The 2,610-nt window shown below is 40.3% G+C and carries 2 protein-coding genes; both read right to left on the bottom strand.

All coding sequences use genetic code 11. The annotated features are described in order from the left end of the window. On the bottom strand, positions 1-1,538 hold a 1,538-nt coding region (locus tag IQ229_RS23555; protein WP_228013687.1), incomplete at its 3' end, for a condensation domain-containing protein. Between the two features lies 1 nt (position 1,539). Further along, a partial coding sequence (locus IQ229_RS23550; RefSeq protein WP_228013686.1) for a condensation domain-containing protein occupies positions 1,540-2,610 on the bottom strand: 1,071 nt, incomplete at its 5' end.

The raw sequence follows: 2,610 nt of genomic DNA, 5'->3' as shown, positions 1-2,610 counted from the left end.
GATCCCAAATGATGTGCCAATTGATTCGCTTTGGTATTCAGTTCCTCGTAGGTCAACTGTTGGTCTTCAAACACCACCGCCACAGCATCGGGTGTTTTTTCTACTTGCGCTTCAAATAACTCATGAATGCATTGCTGTTGAGGATATTCTTCTTCCGTATCATTCCACTCCACAAGCAACTGATGTCGCTCAGTTTCCGTCAACAGCGACAACTCACAAAGACGTTGCTCTGTCTTTCTTACCATACCCTCTAACAAAGTCTGCAAATGTCCTAGCATCCGGGTGATAGTGTCAGTGTCGAAGCGATCGCTATCATCACAAGTAATTTTGAGCAACAACTCTTCACCTGGAATCACAGTTAGAGTTATCGGATAGTTAGTTTTTTCAAAGCTATGAAAATCCTTGATCTCAAAATTTAGATCGCTCTGCCGTAAGGAAGCATCTATGGGATAGTTCTCAAAAACTACAATACTCTCGAACAAAGATAAATCTTTGGGAACTTCGCTCCATCCTTGGATTTTCACTAACGGAGTATACTCGTATTCACGCGCTTCAACTAGTTGCTCTTTGATTTTCTCAAGCCAAGGCAAAAGAAATTCTTCAGGTGATACTTGTACTCTAATCGGCAGTGTGTTGATCAATAGCCCTACCATAGACTCAACTTTAGCTAAAGTAGGAGGACGGCCAGAAGTTACTGCCCCAAAAACTACATCCTCTTGACCACTGTAGTGGCTCAATAGTAAAGCCCAAGCTCCCTGTACTAGAGTGTTTAAGGTTAACTGGTGTTGCTTTGCTACAGATTGCAATTTTGCTGTTGTGACTACAGAAAGCTTAACTTCTCGCTCGTTAGAGCCATCTGTTTGAGCTAGTAATTTTGTAGCTGCTTTATTTACCGATAGCTGTGTTGGAGTAGTAAAACCTTTAAGTGTCTGTCGCCAGAAAGCCTCAGCCTCGGATAGGTTTTGTTGCTGTAGCCAGACAATGTAATCCCGATATGGGCGAATGGGTTCTAGGTGAGTATCTTCAGCATTGCAGAAAGCTTTATAACAACCAAAGACTTCCTTAAAAATCAAGGGAACAGACCACCCATCTAGCAATAGATGATGATGACTCCAAGTAAAGTTATAGGAGATGTCCGAAAGTTGAACTAGTGTTAGGCGCATCAATGGTGGCTGCGTCAGTTCAAAGCCTCTGGAGCGATCGCTTTGCCACAAAAGTTCTAACTTTTGTTGTTGTTCTTCCAAGGAGAGATGCTGCCAATCATATTCCTGCCAAGGTAGTGTCACCTGTCGATGCACAATTTGTACCGGTTCTTTTAAACCTTCCCAAACAAAGCAGGTTCGGAGAATTGAATGTCGTTTTACAACGTACTCCCATGCGCGATGGAATTCTGTAATGTTAAGCTTTCCTTGGAGAGTCAAACTAAATTGTTCAAAATAGATGCCAGATTTAGGGGCTGCAAGACTATGGAAGAGAATGCCCTGCTGCATCGGCGAGAGGGGATAAAAGTCTTCAATGTTTTTGTTTTTCACGCTCATCTTAGATATCTCCCATAGCTGCTGTAATGGCATCGAGATCGGCTTGATCCCATTGGCTTTGCTTAAACTCAGCGAAATCGGAAGGGGTAACATCACCTGCATCATAAGACTGACAATGAGCAATGAGCGATCGCAATGCCTCAATAAACCTTTGAGCAAGTCCTTCAATTGTGCTTTGCCGATGCAACTCCTTGCTGTAAGTCCAACTCATTTGCAAATGTCCGTGATAAATACCACCGTTAATTTCTAATAAGTGAGTTCGTTTATTTCGCAAACTGTGACTTGAACCGCTTAAACCCTGTACTAAGCTAAATAAAGATGATTCTGGTAAAACTTGATCAAACTGTCCTAAATAGTTAAAAATAACTTCAGGTTTTGACAAGGAAAGTTGTTCATTTATTTTCTTATTTTCATTAAAAGAACGCAGTAATCCATAGCCAATACCTTGATTTGGAATTGCTCGAATCTGCTCTTTAATCGACTTCAAAGCTTTTCCTAAATAGTTAGTATTTTCCAGATTTAGGTGTACGGGAAAAATACTTGTAAACCAACCTACAGTCCTCGATAAATCCACATTCTCGAATATTTCTTCTCGCCCATGTCCTTCTAAGTCAATTAATAGAGAAGTTTCTCCCGTCCACTGGTGAAATGTTTGGATAAGTGCTGTTAATAATACATCATTAATTTGCGTTCGATAAGCTGCTGGCACTTGTTGCAGCAAACTTTGAGTTTCTTCTGTAGATAATAATACTGATACAATAGAAGCCGTTTCTTCTATATTATTTCCACCCGGAAAATCTATTGGGATCGACGAAACAAGTTGATGCTGTGTTGTCAGCCAAAATTCTAGTTCTGAAAGCAGTGCTGAAGATTGAGCATATTTTTGTAAACAGCTAGACCATTCTTTATAAGAAGTAGTTTTGGGTGGTAACTTTATAGTTTTGCCTTGACTAATTTGCTGGTAAGCTGTTTGAAAATCTTCAAGTAAAATTCGCCACGAGACACCATCAACAACTAAATGATGAATAATCCAAAGCAAGCGGTTAGCTTGAGTTTCACCCAAGTTAAAAAG

Source organism: Nostoc cf. edaphicum LEGE 07299 (genome assembly GCF_015207245.1).
In the GTDB taxonomy this organism is placed as follows: domain Bacteria; phylum Cyanobacteriota; class Cyanobacteriia; order Cyanobacteriales; family Nostocaceae; genus Nostoc; species Nostoc edaphicum_B.
The sequence above is the reverse complement of the archived record's forward strand: the minus strand, read 5'-3'. Positions and strand labels throughout refer to the sequence as shown.